At 53.9% G+C, this 26,419-nt stretch carries 27 protein-coding genes; 2 read left to right on the top strand and 25 right to left on the bottom strand.

The genetic code is table 11. From position 1 onward, the window contains the following. Positions 1–11: 11 nt before the first annotated feature. The 19 genes from KNP76_RS04645 to KNP76_RS04555 all read right to left on the bottom strand — a co-directional run bounded on the left by KNP76_RS04645 (position 12) and on the right by KNP76_RS04555 (position 19,346). Positions 12–806, bottom strand: coding sequence for a TIGR00282 family metallophosphoesterase (locus KNP76_RS04645; protein ID WP_034805045.1), 795 nt, complete (start codon positions 804–806; stop codon positions 12–14). A 48-nt stretch (positions 807–854) separates the two neighbouring features. Continuing rightward, positions 855–2,417 (bottom strand): ribonuclease Y, encoded by a 1,563-nt coding sequence (gene rny, locus KNP76_RS04640; protein ID WP_034818221.1) that lies wholly within the window; start codon positions 2,415–2,417, stop codon positions 855–857. A gap of 186 nt (positions 2,418–2,603) precedes the next feature. Then, a complete protein-coding gene (recA, locus tag KNP76_RS04635; protein ID WP_034805051.1) occupies positions 2,604–3,653 on the bottom strand; it encodes a recombinase RecA in 1,050 nt (349 codons plus the stop codon). Positions 3,654–3,729: 76 nt separating this feature from the next. Continuing rightward, positions 3,730–4,959 (bottom strand): competence/damage-inducible protein A, encoded by a 1,230-nt coding sequence (locus tag KNP76_RS04630; protein ID WP_214843014.1) that lies wholly within the window; start codon positions 4,957–4,959, stop codon positions 3,730–3,732. Between the two features lie 59 nt (positions 4,960–5,018). Continuing rightward, the gene (pgsA, locus tag KNP76_RS04625) at positions 5,019–5,597 is read right to left on the bottom strand and encodes a CDP-diacylglycerol--glycerol-3-phosphate 3-phosphatidyltransferase (protein WP_034818218.1); all 579 of its coding nucleotides are present in this window, start codon (positions 5,595–5,597) and stop codon (positions 5,019–5,021) included. 30 nt (positions 5,598–5,627) lie between these two features. Continuing rightward, a complete protein-coding gene (locus KNP76_RS04620; protein WP_251137336.1) occupies positions 5,628–6,479 on the bottom strand; it encodes a helix-turn-helix domain-containing protein in 852 nt (283 codons plus the stop codon). A 48-nt stretch (positions 6,480–6,527) separates the two neighbouring features. Next, on the bottom strand, positions 6,528–7,304 hold the full coding sequence (locus KNP76_RS04615) for a YmfK family protein (RefSeq protein ID WP_024371601.1): 777 nt from the start codon (positions 7,302–7,304) through the stop codon (positions 6,528–6,530). Between the two features lie 96 nt (positions 7,305–7,400). Beyond that, a complete protein-coding gene (locus KNP76_RS04610) occupies positions 7,401–8,096 on the bottom strand; it encodes an SDR family NAD(P)-dependent oxidoreductase (RefSeq protein WP_211779354.1) in 696 nt (231 codons plus the stop codon). Beyond that, positions 8,093–9,352, bottom strand: a complete 1,260-nt coding sequence (yfmH, locus tag KNP76_RS04605) for an EF-P 5-aminopentanol modification-associated protein YfmH (protein ID WP_034818213.1) — start codon at positions 9,350–9,352, stop codon at positions 8,093–8,095. The genes KNP76_RS04610 and yfmH overlap by 4 nt, the downstream gene beginning before the upstream one ends. Further along, positions 9,349–10,587: an EF-P 5-aminopentanol modification-associated protein YfmF gene (yfmF, locus tag KNP76_RS04600; protein ID WP_034818211.1), complete on the bottom strand. Its 1,239-nt coding sequence runs from the start codon at positions 10,585–10,587 to the stop codon at positions 9,349–9,351. Before yfmF ends, yfmH begins: the two co-directional genes overlap by 4 nt. Positions 10,588–10,595: 8 nt before the next feature. Next, positions 10,596–11,147: a cob(I)yrinic acid a,c-diamide adenosyltransferase gene (locus tag KNP76_RS04595; protein ID WP_034818209.1), complete on the bottom strand. Its 552-nt coding sequence runs from the start codon at positions 11,145–11,147 to the stop codon at positions 10,596–10,598. A gap of 53 nt (positions 11,148–11,200) precedes the next feature. Continuing rightward, complete coding sequence (locus KNP76_RS04590; protein ID WP_034818207.1) at positions 11,201–12,904, bottom strand: sensor histidine kinase; 1,704 nt, start codon at positions 12,902–12,904, stop codon at positions 11,201–11,203. Then, on the bottom strand, positions 12,904–13,620 hold the full coding sequence (locus tag KNP76_RS04585) for a response regulator transcription factor (RefSeq protein ID WP_211779352.1): 717 nt from the start codon (positions 13,618–13,620) through the stop codon (positions 12,904–12,906). Before KNP76_RS04585 ends, KNP76_RS04590 begins: the two co-directional genes overlap by 1 nt. A 160-nt stretch (positions 13,621–13,780) precedes the next feature. After that, on the bottom strand, positions 13,781–14,965 hold the full coding sequence (ccsB, locus tag KNP76_RS04580; protein ID WP_034805078.1) for a c-type cytochrome biogenesis protein CcsB: 1,185 nt from the start codon (positions 14,963–14,965) through the stop codon (positions 13,781–13,783). Beyond that, positions 14,965–16,512 carry a cytochrome c biogenesis protein ResB gene (resB, locus tag KNP76_RS04575; RefSeq protein WP_034805081.1) on the bottom strand — a complete coding sequence of 516 codons (1,548 nt, stop codon included), beginning with the start codon at positions 16,510–16,512 and terminating at the stop codon, positions 14,965–14,967. Before resB ends, ccsB begins: the two co-directional genes overlap by 1 nt. 19 nt (positions 16,513–16,531) lie before the next feature. Beyond that, positions 16,532–17,110: a redoxin domain-containing protein gene (locus tag KNP76_RS04570; protein WP_051690385.1), complete on the bottom strand. Its 579-nt coding sequence runs from the start codon at positions 17,108–17,110 to the stop codon at positions 16,532–16,534. Positions 17,111–17,248: 138 nt separating this feature from the next. Beyond that, a complete protein-coding gene (locus KNP76_RS04565; protein ID WP_034805086.1) occupies positions 17,249–18,007 on the bottom strand; it encodes a pseudouridine synthase in 759 nt (252 codons plus the stop codon). Between the two features lie 3 nt (positions 18,008–18,010). After that, positions 18,011–18,592, bottom strand: coding sequence for an SMC-Scp complex subunit ScpB (scpB, locus tag KNP76_RS04560; protein ID WP_034805148.1), 582 nt, complete (start codon positions 18,590–18,592; stop codon positions 18,011–18,013). Beyond that, complete coding sequence (locus KNP76_RS04555) at positions 18,582–19,346, bottom strand: segregation and condensation protein A (RefSeq protein WP_034818200.1); 765 nt, start codon at positions 19,344–19,346, stop codon at positions 18,582–18,584. Before KNP76_RS04555 ends, scpB begins: the two co-directional genes overlap by 11 nt. A gap of 81 nt (positions 19,347–19,427) precedes the next feature. Between KNP76_RS04555 and KNP76_RS04550 the strand changes: the two genes are divergently transcribed. After that, on the top strand, positions 19,428–19,898 hold the full coding sequence (locus KNP76_RS04550) for a DUF309 domain-containing protein (RefSeq protein WP_034818198.1): 471 nt from the start codon (positions 19,428–19,430) through the stop codon (positions 19,896–19,898). 60 nt (positions 19,899–19,958) lie between these two features. Here the strand turns inward: KNP76_RS04550 and KNP76_RS04545 are convergent, their stop codons facing one another. The 6 genes from KNP76_RS04545 to xerD all read right to left on the bottom strand — a co-directional run bounded on the left by KNP76_RS04545 (position 19,959) and on the right by xerD (position 25,188). After that, complete coding sequence (locus KNP76_RS04545; RefSeq protein WP_034805092.1) at positions 19,959–20,315, bottom strand: GNAT family N-acetyltransferase; 357 nt, start codon at positions 20,313–20,315, stop codon at positions 19,959–19,961. A gap of 89 nt (positions 20,316–20,404) precedes the next feature. Then, positions 20,405–20,845, bottom strand: coding sequence for a peptidylprolyl isomerase (locus KNP76_RS04540; RefSeq protein WP_034805093.1), 441 nt, complete (start codon positions 20,843–20,845; stop codon positions 20,405–20,407). A 105-nt stretch (positions 20,846–20,950) separates the two neighbouring features. Beyond that, a complete protein-coding gene (locus KNP76_RS04535; protein ID WP_034805095.1) occupies positions 20,951–22,252 on the bottom strand; it encodes a pyrimidine-nucleoside phosphorylase in 1,302 nt (433 codons plus the stop codon). A gap of 38 nt (positions 22,253–22,290) precedes the next feature. Beyond that, positions 22,291–23,100, bottom strand: a complete 810-nt coding sequence (locus KNP76_RS04530; protein WP_034805097.1) for a purine-nucleoside phosphorylase — start codon at positions 23,098–23,100, stop codon at positions 22,291–22,293. A 13-nt stretch (positions 23,101–23,113) separates the two neighbouring features. After that, the gene (deoB, locus tag KNP76_RS04525) at positions 23,114–24,280 is read right to left on the bottom strand and encodes a phosphopentomutase (RefSeq protein WP_214843012.1); all 1,167 of its coding nucleotides are present in this window, start codon (positions 24,278–24,280) and stop codon (positions 23,114–23,116) included. 23 nt (positions 24,281–24,303) lie between these two features. Next, positions 24,304–25,188 (bottom strand): site-specific tyrosine recombinase XerD, encoded by an 885-nt coding sequence (gene xerD, locus KNP76_RS04520; RefSeq protein ID WP_214843010.1) that lies wholly within the window; start codon positions 25,186–25,188, stop codon positions 24,304–24,306. Between the two features lie 226 nt (positions 25,189–25,414). Here xerD and KNP76_RS04515 point away from each other — a divergent pair, with 226 nt between their 5' ends. Continuing rightward, a complete protein-coding gene (locus KNP76_RS04515) occupies positions 25,415–26,407 on the top strand; it encodes an ROK family transcriptional regulator (protein ID WP_214843008.1) in 993 nt (330 codons plus the stop codon). Positions 26,408–26,419 lie beyond the last annotated feature (12 nt).

Here is a 26,419-nt window from a genome sequence, read left to right as displayed (position 1 = left end):
GGGTAGGTTGTTCAGTCAAACCAAACGGTCTGATCGTCTAGGTGTATGCGTTCGATTTTTGTGGCTCGCTTCGATTGGTCATCGATTGTGATTAAAACTCCATTAAGTTGTTCCCGTCCCTCGGCAACTTCAAACCGGACCGGCAGTTGTGTCAGGAATTTTTTCAACACGACGTCCGCGTCCATACCGAGCACACCGTCGAGCGGTCCCGTCATGCCGACGTCTGTGATATAGGCCGTCCCACCCGCGAGCACGCGCTCATCGGCCGTCTGGACGTGCGTGTGTGTGCCGACGACCGCTTGGACACGACCGTCTAAGTGGTAGCCCATCGCAATCTTCTCGCTCGTCGCCTCGGCGTGCATATCGACGAAGATGGCGTCGACGTCATCTTTCACCTCTTCAATCAATGCGTCGACCGTTCGAAACGGACAGTTGAGCGACGGGAGGAAGACCGTCCCCATCGCATTGATGACGGCGAGCTTCTTCCCGCGCTGCTTCAACACCATCACCCCGACGCCTGGTGTCCCGTCCGGATAGTTGGCCGGGCGGACGATGCGGTCGGCATCATCAATCCAATCGAAGATGTCGCGGTTGTCCCACGTATGGTTCCCCATCGTCACACCATGGAAACCGAGCTCTAAAAACTGTTGGTAAATCTTCTTCGTGATGCCGCGCCCGTTCGCCGCGTTCTCGCCGTTGACGAGCATGAACGTCGGGTTGTACTTGTCTTTCAAACGACCGATTTGCGCGGCCAAAATGTCCCGTCCCGGTTTCCCGACGACGTCACCGATAAATAAAATCTTCATGCTGTTCCTCCTCCATCAATAGAAAAAGCGGAGAAGGTCTCCGCTTTTTTACTTCGCATAATCGACGGACCGCGTTTCGCGGATGACCGTCACTTTAATTTGTCCTGGATAATCGAGTTCATCTTCAATCCGCTTACAGATATCGCGTGCCATCTTGCTTGCCACGACGTCGTCGACGACGTCCGGACGTACGATGATGCGCACTTCTCGACCTGCTTGAATCGCGTATGATTTCTCGACGCCATCGAACGATTCACAAATCGATTCGAGGCGCTCTAAGCGACGAATGTAGCTTTCGAGCGTCTCTTGGCGGGCACCAGGCCGTGCCGCTGACAACGCGTCGGCCGCAGCGACGAGCACTGCAATCGTCGATGTCGCTTCGACGTCTCCGTGGTGCGAGGCGATCGAATTGATGACGACCGGATGCTCTTTGTACTTCGTGGCCAGCTCGACGCCAATCTCGACGTGGCTGCCTTCGACCTCATGGTCAATCGCTTTCCCGATGTCGTGGAGGAGACCCGCTCGTTTCGCGAGCGTCACGTCTTCTCCGAGCTCGGCGGCCATCATGCCGGCGAGATGTGCCACTTCGACCGAGTGGGCGAGTACGTTTTGACCGTAGCTCGTCCGGTAGCGCATGCGACCGAGCGTCTTGACGAGGTCTGGATGGACACCGTGGATGCCGGCCTCAAACGTCGCTTCTTCCCCGTATTCACGGATGCGCTCATCGACTTCACGGCGTGACTTCTCGACCATCTCTTCGATTCGGGCCGGGTGAATCCGACCGTCTTGGACGAGTTTCTCGAGCGTCATCTTGGCAATTTCACGACGGACCGGGTCGAATCCGGATAGGATGACCGCTTCCGGTGTGTCATCGATGATGAGGTCAATACCTGTGAGCGTCTCGAGCGTCCGGATGTTACGTCCTTCGCGCCCGATGATGCGGCCTTTCATCTCATCGCTCGGCAAGTTGACGACCGATACCGTCGTCTCGGCCACATGCTCGGCGGCGTAACGTTGCATCGTGAGCGACAAGAGGTGCTTCGCTTTTTTATCAGCTTCAAATTTTGCTTTTTGCTCGATTTCTTTTTGAAGGAGAGCAGCATCGTGAAGCGCTTCCTGCTTCGCTTCGTCCATGATGATGGTCCGTGCTTCTTCTTTCGACAAGGCTGCGACGCGAACGAGTTCTTGGCGCGCTTCCTCGTACAGTTCCTCCACTTTGCTCTCAAGCGTCTCGGCTTCGCGTTTGCGTTTCGCGAGTGTCGCTTCCCGTTCGTCGAGTGAGTCTTCTTTCCGTTCGAGCATGTCTGCTTTCCGGTCGAGGACCTCTTCTTTTTGAACGAGGCGGTTCTCTTTCACCTTTTGCTCTTCGCGACGTTCGCGCAGTTCTTGCTCCGTCTCGTTGCGAAGTTGAATCATCTCTTCTTTTACTTCAAGCCGTGCTTCTTTTTGCATCGCTTCCGATTGTTGTCGCGCTTGCTCTACAATCTTGGTCGCTTCCGTCTCAGCACCTTGAATCTTCGCTTCGGCGATCGATTTACGCACAAAAAAACCTGCAACAAAAGCTATCGGCAAAAGGAGGATCAGAATAAGCTCTAATAGCCATTCCATCATGTTCACCTCCCTTTCGCAAGGTTATTTTATTTTTTCATGAATGAATACGCGAGCGAGCCCGCGTATAGCTTTATTGTACTTATTTACATAGGAGAATGCAATGCGCGGACAGGATAGAACTACCAATTCATAAAAAAATTATACTAAAAAAATCTCACTCAGAATCCTCTGAGTGAGACGTGTCACTTATTCCTCATCTAAAAGCGAGAGCACTTCATCGTCTTCCGCAGCGACGGTGACCGTTTTTTCGCCGTTCAACCCGTAATGATCGCGAATCTGTTCTTCGACAGCTGCCGCGACGTGCGGATTCTCTTTCATGAACTGTTTGGCATTCTCACGGCCTTGACCGAGACGTTCTTCATTGTATGAGTACCACGCACCGCTCTTTTGAACGATATCGAGGTCGGCCCCGATGTCGATGAGCTCCCCTTCACGTGAGATTCCTTCTCCGTACATGATGTCAACTTCCGCCGTTTTGAACGGTGGTGCGATCTTGTTTTTGACGACTTTAATCTTCGTCCGGTTCCCGACCATGTCTTGTCCTTGCTTGAGCGTCTCAGCACGACGCACTTCAAGACGGACAGACGAGTAGAACTTGAGGGCACGTCCACCTGGAGTCGTTTCCGGGTTCCCGAACATGATCCCAATCTTCTCACGGATTTGGTTGATGAAGATGACGATCGTCTTCGACTTGTTCGTCGCCCCAGACAACTTACGGAGCGCTTGGCTCATGAGACGGGCTTGGAGACCGACGTGCGAGTCCCCCATTTCCCCTTCAATCTCGGCTTTCGGGACGAGTGCCGCAACCGAGTCGACGACGAGGATGTCGACCGCACCTGAACGGACGAGCGCCTCAGCGATTTCAAGCGCTTGCTCCCCTGTATCAGGCTGTGACAAGAGAAGCTCGTCGATGTTGACACCGAGGTTCTTCGCGTATTTCGGGTCGAGGGCGTGCTCGGCATCGACGAACGCTGCCTGACCTCCGCGTTTTTGTACTTCGGCGATCGCGTGGAGGGCTACTGTCGTCTTACCTGAAGATTCTGGTCCGTACACTTCGATGACGCGTCCCCGCGGATAGCCGCCGGCGCCGAGGGCGATGTCGAGGGCGATCGACCCTGACGGTGTGACCGATACTTGTTGATCTGTATTTTCACCAAGGCGCATGATTGAGCCTTTACCGAACTGTTTCTCGATTTGGCGTAACGCCATGTCTAACGCTTGTTTACGATCACTCATAGATAAATGAGCCTCCTTTGATTGATACTCCTATTATAAGCTAACGACATCACATACACAAGTTTTTTGCGAACGTTTATTCGCCTTTTTTTACTCGTTTCAATAATACCCATAATCCATCTTTTGCGGCCCGTTCTTGAATCACGTGTCGTTCTTGATGCGGATAGTGGCGTTCAATCACATCAATGCCACGTCTCGTCTTCACGCCGATATATACCGTCCCGACAGGCCGTCCGGAACTTGAGACGGGACCGGCCTCTCCTGTATAAGCCAACCCATAATCGGTCGACGTCAGTTGAATCAAGCCGTGGATCATCTCAGAAGCCACTTCTTTTGAGACGACCGAGTGAGACTTTATTGTAGCAAGAGACACCCCTAAACACCTATTTTTTAGCTCGTCGGAGTACGTGACGACGCCACCTCGAAACACGTTCGACGCACCCGGGACGGCGGTGAGCATCGCTTGGACGCGTCCGCCCGTCAACGACTCGGCGACGGACAACGTGGACTGTCGACGTTCGAGTTCGCGAAGCAACGCGGTCGCCAACGTATCCTCATCCGACCCAAAATAATAGGCGCCGACACGGTTCAAAATATCTTGCTTCACGGCGGCGATCATCTCGTTTGCCTCGCTTTCCGTTGTCGCCTTCGCACTGATCCGTAGCCGCGCCTCCCCGGACTCCGCATACGGGGCGACGGTCGGATTCGATCCGGTCATCAAGTACGACACGGCGTCATCGAGTGCCGATTCGCCTATCTCATAGAAACGGAGCGACTCGGATACGAGTGTCGCCCCCGAAAACTTTTGCGGAAACGTCGCTTCGACGAGCGCCTTCATCTCCCGAGGGACGCCCGGCAAGAGGAGCCACGTCGTCCCCCCATCGTCTAGCCACATCCCGGGAGCGAGACCGACCGGGTTGGCGAGCACCTCACAACCTTCTAACACGTCGGCTTGCCGACGGTCCCCTTCGTTCAATTCACGTCCTCGCGAGCGGACGAATCGCGCAATCGTGTCGAGCGAGGCTTCGTCCCGGGTGATTCGACGGCCGAGTAAGTCGGCGAGAACCGTCTTCGTGATGTCGTCATTCGTCGGGCCGAGCCCGCCGGTGACGATGACGAAGTCGCTGCGCTCCCGCGCCTTGGCGAACGTCTCTTTAAGGCGCGCGGCGTTATCCCCGACGACTACATGATACAGGACGGGGATGCCATGCTTCGACAATTGAAGTGAGATGTAACGCGCGTTTGTGTTTGTGATTTCGCCTAGCAGTAGTTCAGAACCTACCGCAATGATTTCGGTCCGTTGCATGGATTCTCCTCCTCACGATTCAAAAAAGACGAGTTGCAACCACAACTCGTCTCCTCGATTCACATCGACTTTACAATGATTTTATAGTTTTGGGCGAAATATTCGGCTCCCGAATAAATCGTCAAGGCGAGAGCGAGCCACATCGCCCACTCTCCGAACGGGATGCCGACGTAACTGAAAATCGGGTTCCCGAACAATAAGAAGATGATGGCAAACAGCTGGACCCACGTCTTCGCCTTGCCTGACTTACCGGCCGCGACGACGATGCCTTCATCGGCTGCGACGAGTCGCAGCCCGGTCACGGCAAACTCACGCGACAAGATGACGACGACGACCCACGCCGCGACGAGATTCATCTCGACGAGCAAGACGAGCGCCGCGGTGACGAGCAACTTGTCTGCGAGCGGATCCATGAACTTCCCAAAGTTCGTCACCAAATTGTGCTTTCTCGCCAAATGGCCATCCAGCCAATCGGTGATGGCCGCGACCGTGAAGACGACGGCGGCTAAAAATTGATGGAGCGGGACTTCCGCTCCGAGGAAAGCGATGTCTCCCCACTCAAAGTCTACTGCGAGCAAGACGACGAAGACGGGAATCAATACGACCCGTAACATCGTCAAGCGGTTAGGTAGGTTCATCGAGAACTCCTCCTCTAGAAGAGCGTCGGCTTATTCAGCATCGACTCTCTTCACAAAAATATTTTGTGTGACCGGTGAATCGGCTAGTTCGAGCTCTCGACCGTTGACGACGATTTTCTCGACGCCACCGATCAAACCGATTCGGATGCGTAGCGTGTCCGTCTCGGCGTCTTCGATGACGATTGGATTTTGTTTCGATTGGTTCGGATACTCAGGTGCGAGGAACGGTCCTTCAAGCGACGTATCGCGGACCCCGACATACGTCGCCGGTGACTCCTTCACATGAATCTCGGTCGTCAATCGCTCATCGGTCGCAATCTCATACGTCAAGTCGGCTCCGTTCGTCTCGGTGACGGCGATTGGGCCTGTCTCTTCGACTGGCTCTTCCTCGACTGGCTCTTCCTCGACCGGCGCTTCTTCAGCCGGCTCTTCTTCTGGCACTTCTTCATTTTGGTTGATCGACACGCCAGAGCTCGGCGCCTCGTTCGGTGAAGCGTCTTGCCCGCCGAAATCAAGGCTTCGGACCACGTACCACACGGCCGTCATGAGCAAGAAGGCGACGAGAACGAGCATCACTTTCGGCACCCAACGTGAGACGCGGCTCGACGTCTCCGATGCTTTCGAGTACGTCTGTTTGCGAGACAACTGCGCCGTCGGTTGCGGTTCGATTTTCGGCAAGTCTTTCGCATACGTTTCGTACAACTCGTCGACGTCTAGACCGAGCGACTCGGCATACGTCTTGATGAACGCCCGTGCATAGAACGAACCAGGGAGATTTTTATAATCACCTTCCTCGATCGCGATGATATAGCGCTTTTGAATCTTCGTCGTCTGCTGGATTTGGTCGAGCGTCAAGCCGCTCGCCTCACGCCTTTGTTTCAAAAAAGTCCCTAGTTCTGTCACAGGGGTCCACACCTTCCATTCAAATAATTATTCAAACCATTCTGCTTCACGATGCGTTTCTTGCGGGATGATGATGACTTCATCTTGATTGTTGCGCAACTCGATAATATAGTCAAAGTCCTCGAACACGCAGTCCGTGTTCCGGACGTATAGGTCAGGATGTTCAATCACTTTGACGGCCGGGAGCCGCATGACTTCTCGAATCAGTTGACGGTGCCGCTCGTCCATCGTCCTTGTCGAGACGGCGCCGTCGATTATGTAGACGTGATCGCCTTCCCGTTCTTCTTCAAACAGCGATGTCCGAACCGTCTGCTTCATGAGCGTCGACGAGAGGAAGAGCCAGCGCTTGTTGGCACATACGCTGGCCGCAACAATCGACTCGGTCTTCCCGACACGCGGATTGCCGCGGACACCAATCAACAGGTGACGCTCTTCTTTCATCAGTTCGGCGACAAAGTCGACGAGGACACCTAAGTCCTCGCGGACGAACCGGAACGTCTTTTTGTCATCGTTATCATGTTCGATATAGCGCCCGTGCCGAATCGCGATACGGTCGCGAAGTTTCGGCCGACGCAGCTTGATGACGGCGATCGCTTCCATCTTGCGGAGGATATGTTCGAGCCGGTGGACGTGATCGGCTGCCGGCGCTTTTAACAGCATCCCACGGCGTTGCAGGTCGACCCCGTTAATCGTCACGATTGAGATTTGGAGCATTCCCATGAGTGATGCGATGTCACCGAGAATACCAGGTCGATTTTGGCAAAGTTCATACTCGAGATACCATTCTTCGAACTTATGATCCATCCGGTCCACCCTTTCCGCTACACGTTCACTACCTTGTTCATTCTAAATTATTTTAGAAGAATTGAAAAGAACTCGTTTTTCCATTTCACGAAGTCGTCACTGCCAACCTCCATCGATTCGCAGGATGGCGCCGGTCATATATCCTGCCTCCTCAGAACAGAGGAAGCGAATCGTCCGGGCCACTTCGTCGACATGGCCGAGACGCCCGAGCGGAATCGCCTGAATCGCCTCGTCTTTCGTCTCTTCTACCGTATCATTCATCGGCGTATCTATCCAGCCCGGCGTGACGGCGTTGATGCGTACATGGAACGGTCCGGCCTCGCGGGCGAACGCTTTGACGAAACCGAGCTGCGCCGCTTTCACGGTCGAGTAAAACACTTCACCGGCTGCCCCGACCTCGCCCCAGACGCTCGAGACGACGACGATGTCGAGCGGGGCGTCATACGGTTTCGCTGCGACGGCCCGTTGAACGAGACGTGTGAGCGCACGGACGTGGACACGGTATAAACGATCGAGGTCGTGAATCGGTTGGTCGACGACGAGGCCGTGGACGTGGTTCCCTGCGACGTAGACGAGACGGTCGATTTGCTCGATTGACGTCATCCACGCTTCGAGCGCGTCTTCGTCTTCGAGGTCGCACGTGTCGACTCGGGCATCGAGTCGTTCCGCTTTCACGAACGCCTCGAGCGTGGCGCCGTTTCGATTCGCCTGCAAGATGAGTGCGTCACCGCGAAACGCTCTCGCGACCGCTTGGCCGATCGCCCCGCTCGCACCGGTAATGAGCGTTCTCACGGCTTTTTGACGATCGAGACGGCTCGTTTGTCAGACTGGAACAGTCGGCCGTACGCCTCGTATAGGTCATCGAGCGTGATTTCATCGATCACGTCCGGCATCTCGAACATGTTGCCACCGCTAAGGGCGTACCGTGAAAACTGGTTGGCGATAAACTCCGGTGAGTTGAGCGCTTTTAAAAATTGCCCTTTCATCATCCGTTTCTTGCGGTCGAGCGTCGCCTCGTCTAAGTTGAGCGGACGTTCAAGCGCGGCCGTGATGCGCGAGACGAACGTGTCGACGTGAGGCGTCTCCATCGATAGCGCGGCGAACGCGAACGTGTCTTCCGACGTATAATCGAACGAGAACGCATCGTCAATCAATCCTTCCGCATAAAGTTCCGCGTAAAGGGGCGCCGTCGTGTCGAACAGGCTGTGGAGGAGCAACTCGACGATGAGCTCCTGCTTCATGCCCGCCGCACCGGCACGTGGCGTGTCTTTGTAACCAATCATCACTTTCGGCACCGAGACGTCCATCTCGATGATTCGTTCGGACTGATGGACTGCTTCTGGTTCCTCGATTTGTTCCCGTGCCGTCAAGACGGGTGCTTCGAACGTCTTCGCGGCTTGATTTGCTTTGATCTGCTCGAGCACGCCTTCAGGATCGATGTTCCCGACGACGAACAACACCATGTTGCTCGGGTGGTAGAAGGCGCGGTGGCAGGTGTACAAGTCGTCCGCCGTGATTTTGCCAATCGATTCGATCGTTCCGGCGATATCGATGTTCACTGGATGCTCGGCGTACATCGCCCCAATCAATCCAAAGTATAAACGCCACCCGGGATTGTCTTGATACATTTGAATCTCTTGACCGATAATCCCTTTCTCTTTCTCGACCGACGCCTCGGTGAAATAAGGTGCTTGGACAAAGTCGATCAACGTCGTCAAGTTCGCTTCGACGTTCGAGGTCGCTCCGAACAAATACGCCGTCCGGGTGAACGAGGTGAATGCGTTCGCCGACGCCCCGAATCGCCCGAACTTCTGGAAGACGTCCCCGTCTTCTTTTTCAAACATCTTATGCTCGAGGAAATGGGCAATCCCGTCCGGCACGTCCACCCATTCTTCCGTCTTAAAGCGGCGGTCAATCGACCCGTATTTCGTCGTGAATGTGGCGTACGTCTTCTCATAGCCGACTTTTTTCAATAAATAGACGGTCAATCCGTTGTCGAGCACGGTATGATGCAGCGTCTCACCGACGTGCGGAAACTCTACTCTCATGTCGTCTCCCCCTTTAAACAATACACTGCCTTCAAATCGATTCGTTGTGCAAGCTTCGCGACATCGTCTCGCGATGTCCGTCCGATAATCGCCATCTCTTCCTCGAGTGTGAACGGGCGGATATCCGACCCGCTCATCCAGGCGATCAATTGACGCGGGTTGTCTCCGAGCTGACGGCGCTGGTGGTAGAGCATCTCTTTCGTCTGCTCGAGCGTCTCCTCTTCGAACGTACCCGCCTGCAAGTCAACGAGCTGGTCGGTGATAATCTGTTCGGTCTTTGCTTGATTCGTCATGTCGATGCCGGCGTAGACGAACAACATGCGGCTAAGCGAGCTATATTGCGAGGCCGCGTAGTACGCCAAGCTCTCCTTCTCGCGCACGTTCATGAACAGCTTCGAATGTGGGAACCCACCGAACAACCCGTTGACGACTTGCATCCGGACCGCATCCTCGCTCGTCGGGTCGACATCGACGGCATAGGCGAGGTGAAGTTTGCTCTGGTTGATGGACTGGGCTTCCTCGAGACGTTGGAACTCGCGTACGACGGATTCTGGGTAGCGGCGCGGTAGCGCGGCGCCGAGCGTTTCAATCGGCGCGAACGCTTCCGTCACTTGAGCCCGGTCGACATCGCCGACGACGTAGACGTCGATTCGGTCGTGTTGAATCATCGCCTCGTACGCCTCGAATAACGAGCGCGGCGTCACTTCCGCCAACTGCTCGAGCGTACCGAGCGACGGGATGGCGAGCTCGCCGCCGAGCATCTCCTGCAGGCGTTGTTGGGCGAAACGCATCTTGTCATCGTAGACGGATTCGATGCGCTGTCGTTGAAGACGCAGTTCCTGTTCCACAATCAACGGTTGGAATGCGCCATCGAACGCGTTCGGGCGAAGCAGCACTTCTTCTAGTAGTTTGATCGCCTTCGCGAGTACGGCTTCCCCGACGAGACTGTCGTTCACGACCTCGAGTTGGAACTGGATGACATGTTCGGCCCCGACTTTCGAGGCGCCGGCGTAGAGCGCGGCGTCGTACAGTTCTTCTAACGGCGTATGGAACGCTTCAATCGATGGATAGTTCGCTGTCGACTTCTCCATGATATACGGCAACAACGCACGGTCGGCAATCGTCTCTTTCGAAAGCGGTGCCGAGAACGAGACGAGGCACGTCGTCGTCTTAAACTTATCGGTCGGATAGACCGAATAGTGCAAACGCTGTTGGAATTGTTCGATTCCTTTCATAAGTAGACCTACTCCTTTTTCTTTTTCGTTTTGAACACGTCGGCGCCACGGGCATATTCTTGGTCGGGCACACCGGCCACGACGTTCGCGTAACGGGCCGCAGTGAACAAGTAATCGCTCAGCCGGTTATAAAATGGGAGTTGGCGTGAGGCCGCATCGACATTGACGAGTTCTCGCTCGACACGTCGACAGACGGTGCGCGCCACGTGCAGGCTCGCCGCAGCGACGCTCCCACCCGGTAAGATGAACCGTTTCAGTTCCGGGCATTTCGGTTCGAGCTCGTCAATCCATGTCTCGAGCTCGGTGACGATGACCAGATCGACGAGTTTCGGTGGGGTCTCAGTGTACATGAGCTCTGAACCGAGGTCGAACAAGTCGTGTTGAATCTTCGTCAGCTGGGCACGAAGCACATCATCGGTTTGATGGGCGAGCGCGAGCCCGATATGACTGTTCAGTTCATCTAACAACCCCATCGCCTGAATGTGCGGATGAACTTTTAAGACGCGTCCCCCGATAAGAGACGTCTCGCCTTTGTCACCGCCTCGAGTGTACAGTTTCATGTCATTTCCTCCTTTATGCCACAAATGGTGACCCATAGGAGTCACCATTGTCATTATGCATCGGGCTGGGTGTACGGGAGACGAATCGTGAACGTCGTCCCCTCACCGAGCACACTTGAGACGTCGACCGATCCGTGATGGGCATCGATGACGTTTTTGACGATGGCGAGGCCGATTCCGGTGCCGGTCTTGCCACCGCTCGTCCGCGCCTTGTCGGCTTTATAGAACCGTTCGAACACGAACGGCAAGTCTTCTTTCGGGATACCCGTACCGGTGTCGATGAGGCGAATCACTACCCCGTCTTCCTCCTCGACCGCGTCAAGGCGAATCGATCCGCTGTCCGTATGGGCGATGGCGTTGCCGATCAAGTTCGTGAACACTTGCTCAAGACGGTCGCCGTCTGCTTCAAGCATCCGGCTCGGTGCGCTCGCATCGAGTTCAATCCCTTTCTCTTTCGCCATCTGCTTAAACTTGCGCATGACGCGCGGCAAGAACTCACCGAGGTCGAGCGGCATGAACTGCATCGTCTCTTTGCCCGACTCGATTCTCGCGAGGTCGAGCAAATCGTTGACAAGCCTCGCGAGACGGAGCGACTCATCGTAGATGATGGAGGCGAATTCTTTCGTCGCGTCATCGCTTTCCGTCATCCCGTCGATAATCGCTTCCGAATAGCCTTGTAGCGTGACGAGCGGGGTCCTGAGCTCATGGCTGACGTTCGCCACGAAATCGGTCCGCATCTTGTCGAGGCGATGGCTCTCGGTCGTGTCGCGGATGACGACGACGGCGCCTTCGAAATCCTCTTCCCCGATGAGCGGCGTGACCGTGAGCGTATAATAATGCTCGTTCTGTTTCACTTCAATCGTCTTCTCCGGGGCGCCGTCGACGACTTCCTCATAGAGTGACAAGACGACGTCATGCGGCTGCCCGTCGATGAACAACGGGTCGGCTTGCGGGTTCGTCACGATGACGTTCGCGTGGCGGTCGAGCGTGATGACACCGTCGGCCATCGAGCGTAAAATCGAGGCGAGTTGTAGCCGCTCCCGGTCGAGCGCGTTGACGTACGTCGCGAGCTGGCTGCTCATCGCGTTGAACGATCCGGCGAGCTGTCCGATTTCATCATGTGTCCGTTGTTCAAGACGTAAATCGAATTGACCTTCGGCCGTCTTATTGACGGCGTCACGCATCTCCCGAAGCGGCGCCGTGATTCGCGTCGACAGGAAGAACGCGAACACGGTCGTCGCGATAATCGCGGAGGCGACGGTCCAAAAGATGATCGTGCGCGCCCCTTCATTGGCGCTTGAAATCGCATCGAGCGGCTCGAGCAAGTAGAGCGTGTAGTCACCCGTCTCGAGCGGGAACGTCGTCCGGTACGCCAAGGCGGCTTGATCGTCGAAGGAAGAAAAATTACCAATCGCCGTCTCGCCGACTTGTTGATACGGCTCCCATGCCTGACGTCCGAGCTCGGTCATCAGTCCGTCCACTTCCGTCCCGAAGTTCGAACGGACAGAACCATTCTCTAGAATATAGTTGGCCCCGTACACCTCGATGATTTGGTCGACGGTGCGCGACGTGTCGCCTTCTTGAAGCAACACCGACTGGACTTGTCCACCGAGCTTGGCCAAGTGTCCTCGCTCCTGGTCGATATGAAACGAGTTGAAGAACTCGAGCATGAGGACCGAGACGATGAACAAGACGAGACTGACGAGGACGAGAATCGTCAGCCAGAGCTTCGTGACGATACTGTTACGGCGAACCATCACTCACTGACGGCTTCGAACTTGTAGCCGACACCCCATACCGTCGTAATCATTTGGGCGGCGTCAGGGGAGATCCGGTTCAGCTTCTCACGAAGCCGTTTGACGTGCGTGTCGACCGTTCGAAGGTCTCCAAAGAATTCATAGTTCCATACCTCTTTTAACAACTGTTCGCGCGAGAACACCTTATCGACTTGTTTCGCCAAGAAGAACAAGAGCTCATACTCTTTCGGCGTGAGGGCGATCTCTTCGCCATCGACGGTGACGCGGTGGGCGTCATTGTCAATCGTCAGATGCGGATAAACGATCAAGTCTTTCGACTTCTCTGACGTCCGGAGGAACTTCGTCGCTCCCGAGCGGCGAAGAAGCGCCTTGACGCGCAGGACGACTTCACGTGGGCTGAACGGTTTGACGATATAATCGTCCGCCCCGACCTCGAACCCTTGGACCCGGTCAATCTCTTCGCCTTTCGCCGTCAACATGATGACCGGCGTCGCTTTCGACTTACGGAGTTCCGTACACACCTCGACCCCGTCCATCTTAGGCATCATCAGATCTAGCAAGATGACGTCATAATCACGCTCAAGTGCGAGCTGCAGCGCCTCTTCCCCGTTCGTCGCTTCTTCGATGACGTACTGTTCGCGTTCGAGATACATTTTCAACAGTCGACGAATTCTTTCCTCATCGTCGACCACTAGAATTTTCGTTTTATCAGCCATCCACTAAAACCTCCTAGAGATCCATTGCAAGATGTAGCGATTGTTGCACAATTGTGAACATTCCGCTCTCTTTCATAACTATACCACTCTATTATTTGGCTTCACAACGGTGAGTTGTATGCCCTTACGAAAAAAGAAGCCACCGAAGTGACTTCTTTCATTACGCGTACGAATGCAACCCGGCGATGACGAGGTTGACGAAGACGAGGTTGAACATGATGACAGCGAAACCGCCGACACATAGCCAGGCCGCTTTCGTTCCCGTCCACCCGCGCTGAATTCGCATGTGGAGATAATAGATATAGATGAGCATCGTGATGAGCGCCCACACTTCTTTCGGATCCCAGCCCCAGAATCGGTTCCAGGCGATTTGTGCCCAAATCATGGCGAAGATGAGGCCGCCGAGGATGAAGACCGGTAGCCCGATGGCGACCGAGCGATAACTGATCTCATCGGCGAGGTCGAGGCTGACCTTCTTCGCGAGCGGCTGCAACGACTCGGCGATCCGCTTACGGAGAATGACGAAGCGGAGCAAGACGTAGAGCACGAGTCCCGCGATGACCGACCAGACGAGCGTATTCAACTTCAACGTGTTGATGAAGTTCGGAAGCTCAAGTGACAAGCCGCTCGACCCAGATAGGAGTTGTGCGCCTTCTGGTGCGAACAAGATCGGCATGAAGTACTCGTACGTCTCTTGGCCGCCTCGGTCGTTCGTGAACTCGACGACACCACCGGCACCAATCCCTTTGAAGAGCATCGAGATGAGGATGAAGCCGAGCGTACAGACGAGGACGAACATCGTCACTTCGAGCCACGTGCGCGACTTCGATTGTTCGCGCATCGATGTCTCATTTAACAAGAAGATGAGTCCTGACGCGAAACTGATTGCGAGAATGCCTTGCCCGAGGGCGGCCGTCGTGACGTGAATCTTCAACCAGACACTGTTGAGTGCCGGGATGAGTGGTGCCACGTCGCTTGAGAACATCGAAGCGAAGGCGATGACGAGTAGCGCCACCGGCATCGCGAACAAGCCGAGCACATCATTTTTATAAATCCCATAGACGACGAGGAAACCGAGCACTATCATCATTCCAAAGAACGTCGTATATTCGTACAAGTTCGACACAGGCGCATAACCGACACCGGCCCAGCGTAAAATAAAGTAGCCTGTCTGGGCGATAAAGCCGATCACAGCCAAGATGAACGCGATTTTGCCGTATGGGACACGGTTGACGTTTCGGTCTTTACGCATCCCGCTGACCGCGATCGTGAACAACACGGTCGCGACGGCGTATAAAATGAACGCGATGAGGAGCAGACGACTGCTCCATTGAATCCATTCCATTAAGATTCCCCTCTTTCAGTTGTTGAGTTGGCGTTTGTCTCTTTTTCGAACATCGCCTGATCTTCCCAAATCGGCAGCCCTGCCTTCTCGAGAAGCGGCGACACTTCACGACGAAGCGACGACGGGTTTTTATTCGTGAAGCCCGCGACGAGAACGTCCGTCTCACCGTGACGACGTATCCAGACGCGACGGTGTGGCCAATACATCCCCATCACGATCCCAATCATAAAGATCGTCCCACCGACGATTAAAATCGGGTACGTCGAGTCGCTCTTCACCCGGAGACCACTCGTACTCGCCATCTCGGTCCCTGCGAATTGAACGGCATACCGATTCTCTTCGTCGGCCACGTTCATCCGGATTCCAATCAAGTTCGTCTCGCTCGTCCCTTCCGGCGTATCGATTGTGAAGAAGAACGCCGGGTTCAATGCGCGCGGCGATTTCGTATCCGGCACCCCGTTTCGCACTTCAAAGTCAGGATATAAGTCTTTCAACGAGACCGTCACGTCCCCGAGCGCATACGTCGTCTCCGGGTTGTCCAAGTCGACCGTGAACGGGCCGTACAGTTCGCCCGTCTCTTTATCACCGACGCTAAACGACATCGATAAGAACTCGGGACGGCTCGAGTACTGCTCTTGATAGACTTCATACTTATCAAACTTGAACGGATGGTTCACTTTCGTCGAACCAACCTCGACTTCTTCGAGAACAGGCGATCCGTCATCGTTCGTCCCGGTCTTCTTGAAGAGCGTCAATTCCGTCTCATAGTTTTTCGGGACGGCACCCGCCTTCTCGATTGCATCGGCGAACTTCGCATCTTCCTCATTGTTCTCTGGGTCGTACATCTCGAGAATGAATTGGTCGTTGCGCAAATAATACTCGTCTTCGGTCGCCTCGAGCGCGACCGTGTCCCCTTCCCGCACCCATTCGAGCGTGTCTGTATAGAAGGCAGGGAAGACGCGGAGCATCGCCCCGATGAAGAAGATGACGAGACCGACGTGGTTGACGTATGGGCCCCAGCGCCCGAAGCGATGTTTCTCGGCGAGCAGTGCGTCACCGTCACGCTTCACTTGATAGCGTTTCGCTTTTAAAGCGTCACCGAACGCATCGATTTGTGCGTCCGAGCCTTTTCCTTCTCCAGTTAGACGTTGCCCACGCATGAAACGGTCGGTACGTCGCACCGGCTGGTTTTTCAACGCTTTGTACAACGGGAAGAACCGATCGATTGACACGACGATGAGCGACAGTGTCAACATGACGATGAGCCCGATATACCACCATGACGTATAAAGATTATGGAATCCAAGCGTGTAGTAGAGCGTTCCGGCCGAACCGTACTCTTGCGTGTAATACTGGCTCGCCGGCAATTGTTGCGGGATGTACATTTCCTGCGGGAAAATCGTACCGACAGCGGAACCGACGATAATCACAGCAATCAACCAGAGCCCGACCTTTACCGATGCAAAGAAGCTCCAGACGCGATCAATCCATGATCTCGGACGTCGTTTCGACCGCAAATCAGCGCCGTCATATTTCATATCTAGCATGTGTGCGCCCCCCGTTCCCTTACAATGACTTCTCGGCCAACTCCATCAATTTCTCTTTTGTGAGTTCACCTTCATATTTCTCAATCACGTTCCCGTCCTCATCGATGACGAACGTGACCGGCAAGTTATAAATGCCGTATGCCTTCTCGACCTCGCTACGCGTATCCATCAAAATCGGATAGTCGAGCTTGACGCCGAGACCGTTTACAAAATTGTCGACGCGAAGTGGCGTCTCCCCGACGTTGACCGCCCAGAAGTCGACCCCCATGTCTTGTAGCGTCGCATAGTTTTCTTGGACGACCGGCATCTCTTTCTTGCACGGCTCACAGAACGTACCCCAGAAGTTTAAAAGCAGTCCCTTGCCCTCGTAGTTCTCACGTTCGAGCATCGTCGCCCCATCGAGGCTGACAAGCTTGAAATTCGGTGCCGTATCTCCGGCTTCGACCCGGCCGTCGTTTCCTGCTTGTTCAATCAGTTGCATGACGACGACCGCACCTGCGAACAGCACCATCGTCATGACCATGAGCCGCCAAAACGAACGTTTCTTCTTATGGGCCATCGCTTGCTCCATGCGGTCACCCGTCTTCTCTTTCTTCATGATTGATCACACCTTCCTTTCAGTTGCTATTGTACTGAAAAAACAATAAAAACGCACATTAACAGACTTTTTTCATTGTTTTGTCACACAATCTCCACAATCAAAAAAATCATCCTACAAAGGACGATTTTTTTATTGTCATTTCTTCTTTTTCTTGCCTCGTTTTTCGAGCGGGACGGTCGGGTTCGCGAGTTCGCGAAGTTTCGACACTTCTTTGCGTGAAAGTTCACGCCATTCTCCTGTCGTCAACCCGTCAAGCGTCAAGAAACCGAACTGTTCACGTTTCAGTTTAATCACTTCCGAGCCGACCGCTTCGAACATGCGACGGACTTGGCGATTATGACCTTCGGAGATGACGAGCTCGACGATCGCCGTGTTTTTCTTATGGTCGACCGATTTCATCCGGACTTTCGCACCACCCGTCTTGAAGCCGTCGTCAAGCTTGACGCCCGACTCGAGTTCTTTGATGGCGATGTACGACGGGACATTTTTCACTTTCGCGACATAGCGCTTCGGAATCTTGAACTTCGGGTGCGTCATCAAGTTCGAGAACTCGCCGTCGTTCGTGAGTAGAATCAACCCTGTCGTATTGTAGTCGAGACGACCGACCGGGAAAACGCGCGAGCCTGGTGGGACGAGGTCCGTGACGACTTTTCGTCCTTTATCGTCATCGACCGTCGAGACGTAGCCGCTCGGTTTGTAGACGACGTAATAGACGTGCTCTTCTTGTTCGATTTTGACACCATCGACTTCAACTTCTGATTTCGGTCCAACTTTCGTACCGAGTTCACGGACGACTTTCCCGTTGACACGGACGCGGCCGTCTAAAATCATTTCTTCTGCTTTTCGCCGTGAAGCGACACCTGCTTGGGCAATTACTTTTTGTAAACGTTCCATGAATTAATCCTTCTCCAATCTGTCTTGCGAATGACGTGCCGGCTCTGCGAAGAACAAATCGCCTTCGTCCGAGAGCTCGTCTTCAAATGTTAATGGTGGTAACTCGTCGAGCGAGTTAAACCCGAAATGATCAAGGAAATGCTCGGTCGTCCGGTAAAGCTTTGCGCGACCGAGCGTCTTCGCGCGACCGGCCGATTCGATGAGGCCTTTTGAGAGTAGCGTGTGAATGACACGTTCCACTTTCACACCGCGCACTTCCTCGATGTCTGCCCGCGTCACCGGTTGCTTATACGCGATGATGACGAGCGTCTCCATCGCCGCACGCGAGAGCGCCTGTTCCGCCATCGTCCCGACGTATCGCTGAATGTAAGGCGACACGTCCGGGATTGTCACGAGCTTATAGACACCGGCCGATTCAATCAGTTGAAACGGACGACCCGAGTCTTTGAACGAGATCTCGAGTTTCGTTAACTGTTCACGGGCGGCGGCTTCCGAGATGTCGAGCGTCTCGGCGAGTGCTCGGACCTCCATCCCTTCCTCTCCGACGACGAACAGTAAACTTTCAATGATAGTTTCATAGGACAACAACGGCTTCATCCCTTTCCTTTGACGTCTCGATGAACGAGATCTCGATATCACGCTCGACTTGCGAAGTCGTCACGACGCGCAACTTGATCAACTCGAGGAGCGCCATGAACGTCACGACGAGGTCGGACACGTCCGGCCGTTCCTCGAAGAAAGCGAAGAACGACGTCTTGCGTTTCGATGCGACGTGTTCATGCAGCCGCGTCATCTGCTCTTCAAGCGTGCGCGTTTCACGTTTGATCGTTTTCTTACGCCGTTCTTTCCAACGCTTTCGCTCGACCATCTTCGAGTAGGCGTGAAGTAAATCAGAAAAGTTCAGAGGCCCGTCATACGGCTCATGTTCAGACGTATAACGCGATAAATCGTCACCGGGACGGCTATACAGTTCGAGCCGTTGCTCCTCTTGTTCACGCATGAAGACGACCGCTTCTTTGTACGCTTTATATTCAATCAATTGACGAATCAACCCTTCGCGTGTCGGTTCATCCGAAAAGTCAGGGATGTCGTCTTCCTCGACGGGTACAGGGGGCAATAGCTGCTTACTCTTCAATTGGAGGAGCGTCGCCGCCATGACCAAATATTCGCTCGCGACGTCGAGCTCAAACTTTTGCATTGTACGGATGAAGGCGACATACTGGTCCGTGACTTCCGCAACAGAAATATCGACGATGTCGAGCTCCATCTTCCCAATCAAATGGAGCAACAAATCGAGCGGCCCTTCGAACGTATCAATTTTGACGTTATACGCTTCCATAGAGACACCTGCCATTTTACATTTTTGCGCTTTAGTATAACATGTTTTATAGGACTGCGACCACGAAAGGAGAAATTTGATTTGACTACCCCTTTTACCCAGTATACGCTCTTGTTCGAGTGCCATGCCGATTATTTTGAATGCCACGAAGTACTCGAAGAGGCATGGCAAGCCGGAAACCGGGCATCACTCGGCTATGCGGTGCTCATCCAATATGCGGTCGCCCACTATCACGCCCGACGCGGCAATGAGATCGGTGCACGAAAGAGTATCGCCGCATTGCACCGTAAACTCGATTTCGCCGCAGACGAACTCCAGTCGCTCGGCGTCGACATCCCACAATTCAAACGCGACCTGACTATATGGCCTTTGTCGACCGTACTCCCGCTCGAGCCGACGACGAGGGCCCGCATCGAACGATTGAAACACGCGTTCGAACCGACCGCGCTCTCCTTTGAGGAACTTGTGCATAAGCACTTGTATCGCGACCGAAGTCCAGTCGTCAAGGAACGACTGCGGGCACTTGAAGCTCGAAACAAGGCCAAAAAATGACATAAAAAACTGCAGACATCGTTGTCTGCAGTCGAGTACCTAGGCACGCTGCCTAGCTTTTTATATGGCCACTTGATTCCATTTATCAAGCAGTTCACCTGTCTTGCCTTGACCCGTTAGCGTCAAGTCAAGCGGCAACAAATTTCGAGTCTCATCGAGCAGTTCATAAGAGCGTTTCTCGCCCCGGAACGATGGCGACAAGGCGATATGCAAAATATGCATCGTCGTATCTTGTTGTTCCATCCCGATGATTCCGACGAAGTCTTCCCCGACTTTCCATAGATAAAGGAAACGGGCAGGGTCTTCCTCGTAAGAGCGGACGAGCTCTAACAGCGCGAGCGGGGACTTGTCGCTACACGAGAACGCCAAGAGGCCCATCGCTGTCTTTTCGTACGATTGTTTATATTTCACCAGCATTGCTGGTTTCACCACCTTTAGTCATTCAAGTTTCACGAAGTGAACACGTGAGAGACATGGCTCATTGTGCCATAACGGTCATACAAAAATCAATTCTCGTCCCACACCTTGACTTCGGCCATCTTCGTGCCTTGACGGAGCTTGACTGCATGCTCGAGACCAGACGTCACTTTCCCGAATACGGTGTGCACGCCGTCCAAGTGCGGCTGTGGCTCGTGGACGATGAAGAACTGTGACGAACCTGTGTTGCGTCCAGCGTGTGCCATCGAGAGCGAGCCTGCCTCATGTTTATATGGGAACGATGTCGACGTCTCGCAAGGAATCGTATAGCCTGCGCCGCCCATACCCGTTCCTTGTGGGCATCCGCCTTGGCTCACGAAGCCAGGGATGACACGGTGGAACGTCAAGCCGTTGTAGAAGCCGCTGTTCGCAAGTTTTTCGAAGTTTTCTACCGTGATTGGTGCTGCGTCATGGAACAAGTCGAATTCGATCATTTCACCGTTCTCAAGTTTCATCGATCCTTTTTTCATGTACAAAAACCCCTTTATGTTCATATAGTTATCATCACTCACATTGCCCATTCTATCAAAAAAAGACGCCTGTCTCCACTGTTTTGTGGAAACAGGCGTTCTGACTTACTGAATGACCGCGTGAATGAGCGGACGCGCCTCAGGCTTCGCCTCACCGATTGTGTAGGCGTGATCCATCCGTTCGAGCGCCGAAGACATATCTTCAATGTTCGCGCGCAAGACGGCGATGACGTCGCCTTCTTCGACCCGGTCGCCGACTTTCTTCTCGAGCGTGATGCCGGCCGCGAAGTCGAGCTGATCATCTTTTGTTGCCCGACCTGCCCCGAGGAGCATCGCGGCGACACCGACTTCATCGGCGATGATTGACTCGACGTAGCCCGCCTGCTTCGCGACGAACGTCGTCTCATATTTTGCTTGCGGAAGTTTCGACAAGTCATCGACGAGCGACGCGTCGCCACCTTGTGCCGCTACGAACTGACGGAACACCTCGAGGGCGTGCCCATCGGCAATCCGTTTCTCGAGGTCAGCGTACGCTTCATCGAACGTCGGATAGAACCCGCCGAGAACGGCCATGTGGCCAGCAATCGTCAACGCGATCGTCTTCAAGTCCTCGACGTCTTTTCCAGACAATACTTCAATCGCTTCCTTCACTTCGTTCGCGTTCCCGACCTCAAAACCGAGCGGTTGGTCCATGTCGGTAATGACAGCGACCGTTTGGCGGCCAACGTTCTTCCCAATCGCGACCATCTCCTCGGCGAGCGCTTTCGCATCATCGAACGATTTCATGAACGCGCCAGACCCCGTCTTCACGTCGAGGACGATGCTGTCGGCACCGGCCGCAATCTTCTTCGACATAATCGAGCTCGCGATGAGCGGGATTGAATCAACTGTCGCCGTGACATCACGTAGCGCATACAGGCGCTTATCAGCTGGCGTCAAGTTCCCCGTCTGGCCGATAATCGACATCTTGATGTCGTTCACTTGTTTCGTGAACTGTTCTTCCGTCAATTCGACGTTAAAACCAGGGAACGACTCCAACTTGTCAATCGTGCCGCCCGTGTGGCCGAGGCCACGGCCACTCATCTTCGCGACCGGAATCCCGATTGACGCGACGAGTGGCGCGACGATGAGACTGATCTTGTCGCCGACGCCTCCTGTCGAGTGTTTATCGACTTTTTTGCCTTCGATGTTCGAGAGGTCGATGACGTCCCCAGACTTCACCATCTCCATCGTGAGGGCAGCTGTCTCTTTCTCTGTCATCCCGTTGAAGTAAATCGCCATCGAGAGGGCAGACATTTGATAATCTGGAATCGATTCGTTCGTGAACCCTTCGACGACGAAGCGAATCTCTTCCTCGTTCAATTCGCCACCGTTACGTTTCTTCAAAATCAAGTCGACCATACGCATAAGTTTCGTCCTCCTAGTTGGATGTAAGTGGGATTAAATTAGATGCTTTTAATCGTGCCGCGCACGAGTGACAAGAAGTCTTGACGGACGCGTTCTGTCGTCTCGATGACTTCCTCGTGATTGAGCGGCTGATCCAAAATACCGGCCGCCATGTTCGAGACGCAAGAAATGCCAAGAACGCGCATATCCGAGTGACGTGCGACGATGACTTCTGGGACCGTCGACATCCCGACGACGTCTCCTCCGAGCAGGCGAGCCATTCTCACTTCGGCAGGCGTCTCATACGTCGGGCCGGTGTTCCCGAAGTACACCCCTTTTTGGACGTTGAGACCGAGGTCTGAAGCGACTTGTTCCGTCAATTTCACGAGCTGTTTGTCATAAGCTTCCGACATATCCGGGAAACGCGTTCCGAATTCGTTCGCGTTTTTTCCGATGAGCGGGCTCGTCCCGAAGAAGTTGATGTGATCCGTGATGATCATCAAATCTCCCGGGTTGAAGTTCTCATTACATGCGCCGGCAGCGTTTGTGACGATGAGCGTCTCGACACCAATCAATTTGAGGACACGTACCGGGAACGTCACTTGCTCCATCGAATAGCCTTCGTAGAAGTGGAAACGACCTTGCATCGCGACGACGCGTTTTCCTTCAAGGTCTCCGAAGACAAGTTGGCCGGCATGGCCTTCGACCGTCGACACCGGGAAATGTGGGATGTCTTCATAAGGGATGGCGACAGGGTTTTCAATCTCGTCGGCAAGTACACCGAGCCCTGACCCTAAAATCAAACCGATCTCCGGTGTGCCGTTCATGCGTTCCTGTAAAAATGCTTTCGTTTCATTCCAATTTACCATGTGAATGGCCTCCTCAAATTTCGTTTAAGAAACTTTTTCCGATTGCTGGTGCGTCGACGTCAAAGTTATCCGCGACCGTCGCGCCGATATCTGCGAACGTGCCTCGAATGCCGAGGTCGATCGCTGTCGCTCCGTGGTGATGAACGATGAGCGGGACGTATTCACGCGTATGGTCCGTACCTGGATGCGTCGGGTCGTTCCCGTGGTCTGCCGTGATGATTAAGAGGTCGTCCTCGCGCAACTTGGCAAACACTTCTGGTAACCGCGCGTCATATTCTTCGAGTGCCTGCGCATAACCAGCCGGGTCACGGCGATGACCGAAGAGTGCATCAAAGTCGACGAGGTTCAAGAAGCAAAGTCCTTCGAACGTTTCATCGAGCGATTCGACAAGTTTGTCCATGCCGTCCATGTTCGACTTTGTGCGAACGGCCTTCGTCACGCCTTCACCGTCGTAAATATCGCTAATCTTCCCGAGTGCGATCACATCTTTCCCGGCATCTTGAAGCGTGTTCATGACCGTTTTCCCGAACGGTTTGAGGGCATAATCGTGACGGTTCGAGGTCCGGACCCAAGCCCCAGGCGTACCGAGGAACGGGCGCGCGATGATGCGACCGAGCATGTACGGATCTTCTCGTGTGATTTCACGCGCATACTCACAGATGCGGTATAACTCGTCGAGCGGCACGACTTCTTCGTGCGCTGCGATTTGGAGCACCGAATCGGCCGACGTGTAGACGATGAGGGCGCCCGTGTTGACGTGCTCTTCTCCGAGCTCATCTAAAATCTCTGTCCCTGAAGCCGGTTTGTTGCCGATAATGTCACGCCCGCTGAACTCTTTCAATCGATTGATCAAATCGTCAGGAAACTCCTCGAATACACGGAACGGCGTATCGATGTGAAGCCCCATGATTTCCCAGTGTCCTGTCATCGTATCTTTCCCAGCCGAGATTTCTTGCATCCGTCCGTAAGCGCTCGGTGCGTCCGATGCCTCGATGCCTTCGATTGGTTTGATGTTCGCTAGACCGAGACGGCCCATGTGCGGCATCGCCAACCCGCCGTGCTCGCGAGCGATATGACCGAGCGTGTCTGAGCCTGCGTCCCCGAACTGTTCGGCATCTGGCGCTTCGCCAATCCCGACCGAGTCCATGACGACTAGGAAAATACGTTTAAATTTCTTCACAAAAAGTTCCTCCTTTAAAGGTGTTACGCCCGGGGATGATGTTTCCGATATACATCGTGAAGCCGGGACTTATTGACATGGGTGTAAACTTGAGTCGTAGAGAGGTCTGCATGACCGAGCATCTGTTGAATCGCACGCAAATCGGCACCGTTCTCGAGAAGGTGCGTGGCGAACGAATGACGGAGCACGTGCGGCGTAATTTCTTTTCGGATGCCGGCCTCTTTCGCGCGTCGCTTGATCATCTTCCAAAATCCTTGACGGCTGAGGCGTCCACCCCGTCCATTCAGAAACAGTGCTTCCGTCTCCCGACCACCAATCCCGTTACGGGCTTGCTGGATATACCGTTCGACAAATCCTTGGGCGACAGAGGAGACCGGGATGATTCGAGCACTCTCCCCTTTGCCTTCACACTGTAAATACCCCAATTCGAACTGTAAATCATCCAAATCAAGGCCAAGAAGTTCACTGACCCGCATCCCGGTACCATACAACAGTTCGAGCATGGCCCGGTCACGAAGCGCGAGCGGGTCCGACGTCGGGACGCTGTCGAGCAACCGCTCGACTTCCTCTTGCGACCATGTGTCCGGCAGTTGCCGCTCCGCTTTCGGCGACTCGAGATACAGTGACGGGTCGGTCGACGTTTCATTCGTCATCTTTAGATAGTGATGGAACGTCCGAATCGAACTGACGGCGCGTCGAAGTGATGATGCGGCTCGTCCTGCTTGAGACAACTCTTCCATATGTTTGACGATATGGGACCGTGAGACATCGTTCCAGTCCGTGACATCGAGTTGCGTCAATGTCGATAAGTACTGCGTCAAATCGCTCGCATAGGCTTGTCTCGTGTTCGAGGACATTCGTTTCTCAACGGTCATATATTGTAAAAAAGACTCGACTTGCGAACGCATGATATCCCCCTCCTTTCTCGTTCACACCTGAATACGCTTACATCATATCACTTATGTAAACCGTTGTGAAGACGTCTGACCTCAATTTTCTTAAAGCTTTTTTGTGACAATTTTTCGTGATGAATCCCGCCAACGTTTTGACAATTGAGTTGCTCGGAAATGAATAGTTTGCTACACTATCGACGACTTATTAAAATTATTTAAAAAGTAGGAAGGGAGGATTGAGATGAAAGGAAAGGCGACTCCCTTGTCGGTTGCGATTCGACGTCAACTCGTCTTTCATGACCATCACACCGTCGCTGAAATTAGCGAAGCGATCGGTCATAGTTTTCCGACGGTCAAAAAGCATTTGGAATTGATGCGTGCGGCTGGCGAAGTCAACGAACAAGGCCTCACCCCTTCGACAGGAGGAAGACCGGCCACACGCTATGTATTCAATCCGTCTGCGGCGAACGGACTATGTGCCTACATCGAGCAAGATGTCATCGCCTACCGCCGCATTGACGCGATCGGGACGACGCTCGACAAGGGCCGGATGGCGATCCGACACGGAAATCATCTACAGACGCTGTTCGACTTGTTGGCTAGCCAACTGGCGTCACATTCGATACAAGCCGTCACGATCGGCGTCGCTGCCGCCGTCGCAGACGGTGAGATTATCTATGCACCGGATTACCCGACCCTTTCTAACGTTGCGCTGACCACGTTACTTGAGTCGACGTTCGATGTGCCCGTCGTAGTCGAGAACGACATGAACGCAGCTGTATACGGCTACGGTCGGTCTGTACCCACGTATGCAGATGAAACGATCGTTTACGTCTATTTAGGCAAGAACGGGCCGGGGTCGGGCATTCTCCTTAACGGTCGTTTAATTCGTGGAAAGACGAATTTCACGGGGGAGATTTCGTTTCTACCGTTTTATGCGCATCACACGTTTTACGATCGCATTCGCAATCACCAACGCGGAACGCCGCTGACGGATCAAGCATGCGATGCGCTTGCCCGGCTCATCACGACGTTCACTGCGACGCTCAATCCGCATACGATCGTCTTTTCGGATATCGATGTGACTGAGGAAGATATCCGCCGGGTTCGTAAACGAAGTGAACGCTACATCGCGGCGACGCATTTGCCCGATTTGACACGCGGTCTATGGGAAGAGCATTACTTCCAAGGTCTCATCACCTTTTGTGTCGAGACACTACTTGAAACGATTTGAATGAGGTGACAC

Origin of the sequence: Exiguobacterium sp. s150, from assembly GCF_018618435.1 — a bacterium.
Classification (GTDB): Bacteria; Bacillota; Bacilli; order Exiguobacteriales; family Exiguobacteriaceae; genus Exiguobacterium; species Exiguobacterium alkaliphilum.
The sequence above is the reverse complement of the archived record's forward strand: the minus strand, read 5'-3'. Positions and strand labels throughout refer to the sequence as shown.

Bases quoted from the DNA above. Each gene is read 5' to 3' on its own strand.
- KNP76_RS04645 (WP_034805045.1), bottom strand. From the start codon at position 806: ATGAAGATTTTATTTATCGGTGACGTCGTCGGGAAACCGGGACGGGAC.
- rny (WP_034818221.1), bottom strand. From the start codon at position 2,417: ATGATGGAATGGCTATTAGAGCTTATTCTGATCCTCCTTTTGCCGATA.
- recA (WP_034805051.1), bottom strand. From the start codon at position 3,653: ATGAGTGATCGTAAACAAGCGTTAGACATGGCGTTACGCCAAATCGAG.
- KNP76_RS04630 (WP_214843014.1), bottom strand. From the start codon at position 4,959: ATGCAACGGACCGAAATCATTGCGGTAGGTTCTGAACTACTGCTAGGC.
- pgsA (WP_034818218.1), bottom strand. From the start codon at position 5,597: ATGAACCTACCTAACCGCTTGACGATGTTACGGGTCGTATTGATTCCC.
- KNP76_RS04615 (WP_024371601.1), bottom strand. From the start codon at position 7,304: ATGGATCATAAGTTCGAAGAATGGTATCTCGAGTATGAACTTTGCCAA.
- yfmH (WP_034818213.1), bottom strand. From the start codon at position 9,352: ATGAGAGTAGAGTTTCCGCACGTCGGTGAGACGCTGCATCATACCGTG.
- yfmF (WP_034818211.1), bottom strand. From the start codon at position 10,587: ATGAAAGGAATCGAACAATTCCAACAGCGTTTGCACTATTCGGTCTAT.
- KNP76_RS04595 (WP_034818209.1), bottom strand. From the start codon at position 11,147: ATGAAACTGTACACTCGAGGCGGTGACAAAGGCGAGACGTCTCTTATC.
- KNP76_RS04590 (WP_034818207.1), bottom strand. From the start codon at position 12,904: ATGGTTCGCCGTAACAGTATCGTCACGAAGCTCTGGCTGACGATTCTC.
- KNP76_RS04585 (WP_211779352.1), bottom strand. From the start codon at position 13,620: ATGGCTGATAAAACGAAAATTCTAGTGGTCGACGATGAGGAAAGAATT.
- ccsB (WP_034805078.1), bottom strand. From the start codon at position 14,965: ATGGAATGGATTCAATGGAGCAGTCGTCTGCTCCTCATCGCGTTCATT.
- resB (WP_034805081.1), bottom strand. From the start codon at position 16,512: ATGCTAGATATGAAATATGACGGCGCTGATTTGCGGTCGAAACGACGT.
- KNP76_RS04570 (WP_051690385.1), bottom strand. From the start codon at position 17,110: ATGAAGAAAGAGAAGACGGGTGACCGCATGGAGCAAGCGATGGCCCAT.
- KNP76_RS04565 (WP_034805086.1), bottom strand. From the start codon at position 18,007: ATGGAACGTTTACAAAAAGTAATTGCCCAAGCAGGTGTCGCTTCACGG.
- KNP76_RS04555 (WP_034818200.1), bottom strand. From the start codon at position 19,346: ATGGAAGCGTATAACGTCAAAATTGATACGTTCGAAGGGCCGCTCGAT.
- KNP76_RS04545 (WP_034805092.1), bottom strand. From the start codon at position 20,315: ATGCTGGTGAAATATAAACAATCGTACGAAAAGACAGCGATGGGCCTC.
- KNP76_RS04540 (WP_034805093.1), bottom strand. From the start codon at position 20,845: ATGAAAAAAGGATCGATGAAACTTGAGAACGGTGAAATGATCGAATTC.
- KNP76_RS04535 (WP_034805095.1), bottom strand. From the start codon at position 22,252: ATGCGTATGGTCGACTTGATTTTGAAGAAACGTAACGGTGGCGAATTG.
- KNP76_RS04530 (WP_034805097.1), bottom strand. From the start codon at position 23,100: ATGGTAAATTGGAATGAAACGAAAGCATTTTTACAGGAACGCATGAAC.
- xerD (WP_214843010.1), bottom strand. From the start codon at position 25,188: ATGCGTTCGCAAGTCGAGTCTTTTTTACAATATATGACCGTTGAGAAA.
- KNP76_RS04515 (WP_214843008.1), top strand. From the start codon at position 25,415: ATGAAAGGAAAGGCGACTCCCTTGTCGGTTGCGATTCGACGTCAACTC.